Annotated in this window: 4 protein-coding genes and 1 pseudogene; all 5 read left to right on the top strand. The window is 40.9% G+C overall.

Going from position 1 to position 3,658, the window contains the following annotated elements:
- Positions 1–324 (top strand): annotated as a pseudogene (clpP, locus tag ACLNCN_RS03980) (ATP-dependent Clp protease proteolytic subunit ClpP); the annotation flags it as partial.
- A 78-nt stretch (positions 325–402) separates the two neighbouring features.
- A complete protein-coding gene (locus ACLNCN_RS03985) occupies positions 403–690 on the top strand; it encodes a YlbG family protein (protein ID WP_424844674.1) in 288 nt (95 codons plus the stop codon).
- Positions 691–756: 66 nt separating this feature from the next.
- On the top strand, positions 757–1,917 hold the full coding sequence (locus ACLNCN_RS03990; protein WP_424844675.1) for an ABC transporter substrate-binding protein: 1,161 nt from the start codon (positions 757–759) through the stop codon (positions 1,915–1,917).
- Between the two features lie 220 nt (positions 1,918–2,137).
- Positions 2,138–3,007, top strand: coding sequence for a branched-chain amino acid ABC transporter permease (locus ACLNCN_RS03995; RefSeq protein ID WP_000941427.1), 870 nt, complete (start codon positions 2,138–2,140; stop codon positions 3,005–3,007).
- Positions 3,008–3,010: 3 nt separating this feature from the next.
- Positions 3,011–3,658: branched-chain amino acid ABC transporter permease (locus tag ACLNCN_RS04000; RefSeq protein ID WP_424844676.1), on the top strand; the 648-nt coding region annotated here is incomplete at its 3' end.

A 3,658-nucleotide genomic window follows, 5' to 3' on the forward strand; every position in this document is an offset into this window, starting at 1 on the left:
GTAATGGGAATGGCTGCATCTATGGGAACAGTCATCGCATCAAGCGGAGCAAAAGGCAAACGTTTCATGCTTCCAAATGCTGAATACATGATCCACCAACCAATGGGTGGTACAGGTGGTGGTACTCAACAAACCGATATGGCGATCGCTGCAGAACACTTGCTTAAAACTCGTAACACCTTGGAAAAAATCTTGGCTGAAAATTCAGGTCAGTCAATCGAAAAAGTCCATGCAGATGCAGAACGCGATAATTGGATGAGCGCTCAAGAAACACTTGAATATGGCTTCATTGATGAAATCATGGCCAACAATTCTTTGAACTAATAATTAAAGAAGGCGAACTCGACTGGGTTTGCTTTTTTTGGTATAATAGGGAGAGATTTCTTAGAGAGAGGATTTATCATGTTTGAAAAAGTCAATCGATCTGGCTTGATTATCTATCTTTACTATAATCGTGATGCCAAAAAACTGCAGGATTATGGAGATATTACCTATCATTCCAAGAAACATCGTTACTTACAACTCTATGTTCCAACTCAAGAAGTGGAGCAATTGGTCGGGCGCTTGGGCAAGGAAAAGTTTATAAAAAAAGTCAGAGTTTGTCATATCCAAGAGCTGGAAACACCCTTTGTGGGCAATCTTTATCGAGAGGAAAACGTTATCATCGAAAAAGTTCAAGAAAAGTATTGACAATTTTCTGATAATTCGGTATATTCTTAACATGCTATTTATTTAAGAAATAAGGAGACAAAAAAGATGAAGAAAAAATTTGCCCTATCGTTTGTGGCGCTTGCAAGTGTAGCACTTCTTGCAGCCTGTGGAGAAGTGAAGTCTGGAGCGTCAAACGCTGCTGGTAACTCAGTAGATGAAAAGACAATCAAAATTGGATTTAACTTTGAAGAATCAGGTTCTTTAGCTGCATACGGAACAGCTGAACAAAAAGGTGCCCAATTGGCTGTTGATGAAATCAATGCAGCAGGTGGTATCGATGGAAAACAAATCGAAGTAGTCGATAAAGATAACAAGTCTGAAACAGCTGAGGCGGCTTCAGTAACAACTAACCTTGTAACTCAATCTAAAGTATCAGCAGTCGTAGGACCTGCGACATCTGGTGCAACTGCAGCTGCGGTAGCGAACGCTACAAAAGCAGGTGTTCCATTGATTTCACCAAGTGCGACTCAAGATGGATTGACTAAAGGTCAAGATTACCTCTTTATCGGAACTTTCCAAGATAGTTTCCAAGGAAAAATTATCTCAAACTATGTTTCTGAAAAATTGCAAGCTAAGAAAGTTGTTCTTTACACTGACAATGCCAGTGACTATGCTAAAGGTATTGCCAAATCTTTCCGCGAGTCATACAAGGGTGAAATCGTTGCTGATGAAACTTTCGTAGCAGGTGATACAGACTTCCAAGCAGCCCTTACAAAAATGAAAGGGAAAGATTTTGATGCGATCGTTGTTCCTGGCTACTATAATGAGGCTGGTAAAATTGTAAACCAAGCGCGTGGTATGGGAATTGACAAACCAATCGTTGGTGGTGATGGATTCAACGGTGAAGAGTTTGTACAACAAGCAACTGCTGAAAAAGCATCAAACATCTACTTTATCTCAGGCTTCTCAACTACTGTAGAAGTTTCAGCTAAAGCAAAAGCCTTCCTTGACGCATACCGTGCTAAGTACAATGAAGAGCCTTCAACATTTGCAGCCTTGGCTTATGACTCAGTTCACCTTGTAGCAAACGCAGCAAAAGGTGCTAAAAACTCTGGTGAAATCAAGGATAACCTTGCTAAAACAAAAGACTTTGAAGGTGTAACTGGTCAAACAAGCTTCGATGCAGACCACAACACAGTCAAAACTGCTTACATGATGACCATGAACAATGGTAAGGTTGAAGCAGCAGAAGTTGTAAAACCATAATAGAAAATGTTGAAATAGGGAATGAGCCTTTGACTCACTCCCTGTTTCGATGTTTAATACTCTTCAAAAATCAAATTCAAACTGCGTCAACGTCGCCTTGCCGTACTCAAGTACAGCCTGTGGCTAGTTTCCTAGTTTGCTCTTTGATTTTTATTGAGTATAAGAACTTATAAAAAGTGAGGGAAAACCCTCGAAATTATAAATAGAAAGAGTGAATCTTATGCTCCAACAACTAGTAAATGGTTTGATTCTAGGTAGTGTTTATGCGCTGTTAGCCCTAGGATATACCATGGTTTACGGAATTATCAAGCTCATCAACTTCGCCCACGGTGATATTTATATGATGGGAGCCTTTATCGGTTATTTCTTGATTAATTCTTTCCAAATGAATTTCTTTGTAGCTCTTATTGTAGCTATGTTAGCGACAGCCATTCTTGGTGTCGTGATTGAGTTCCTTGCTTACCGACCTTTGCGTCACTCTACTCGTATTGCTGTTTTGATTACAGCTATTGGGGTTTCTTTCCTATTGGAATATGGGATGGTCTATCTGGTTGGTGCTAATACCCGTGCCTTCCCTCAAGCGATTCAAACAGTTCGCTATGATTTGGGACCAGTTAGCCTAACAAACGTGCAGTTAATGATTTTGGCCATTTCCTTGATTTTGATGATTTTGTTACAAGTCATTGTCCAAAAGACTAAGATGGGGAAAGCCATGCGTGCAGTATCCGTAGATAGCGATGCAGCGCAATTGATGGGGATCAATGTAAACCGTACTATCAGCTTTACCTTCGCTTTGGGGTCAGCTCTTGCGGGTGCGGCTGGTGTTCTGATTGCCCTTTATTATAACTCTCTTGAGCCTTTGATGGGGGTTACTCCAGGTCTTAAGTCTTTCGTTGCCGCAGTACTTGGTGGTATCGGAATTATTCCTGGTGCGGCTCTTGGTGGCTTTGTGATTGGTCTATTGGAAACCTTTGCGACAGCCTTTGGAATGTCAGACTTCCGTGATGCCATTGTTTATGGAATCCTGTTGTTGATCTTGATTGTCCGCCCAGCAGGTATTCTTGGTAAAAATGTGAAAGAGAAGGTGTAAACGATGAAAGAAAATTTAAAAGTTAATATTCTATGGTTACTCCTTTTGTTAGCTGGCTATGGCTTGATTAGTGTATTGGTTTCAGTCGGAGTACTAAACCTATTCTATGTACAGATTTTACAACAAATTGGAATTAATATTATTCTGGCTGTTGGTCTCAACTTAATCGTTGGTTTTTCAGGCCAATTTTCACTTGGTCATGCTGGTTTCATGGCGATTGGTGCCTATGCAGCAGCTATTATTGGTTCTAAATCACCAACCTACGGTGCCTTCTTTGGAGCCATGCTGTTAGGTGCTTTGCTTTCAGGAGCAGTTGCCTTGCTTGTCGGAATTCCAACCTTACGCTTGAAGGGGGATTACCTTGCGGTAGCAACTCTCGGTGTTTCTGAAATTATCCGTATCTTTATCATCAATGGTGGAAGCCTTACAAATGGTGCAGCAGGTATCTTGGGAATTCCTAACTTTACAACCTGGCAAATGGTTTACTTCTTTGTCGTGATTACAACCATTGCAACCTTGAACTTCTTGCGTAGCCCAATTGGTCGTTCAACCCTCTCTGTTCGTGAGGACGAGATTGCTGCTGAGTCAGTTGGGGTTAATACGACTAAAATTAAAATTATCGCCTTCGTCTTTGGTGCTATTACTGCAAGT

This window comes from Streptococcus sp. CL8.13, assembly GCF_049737895.1.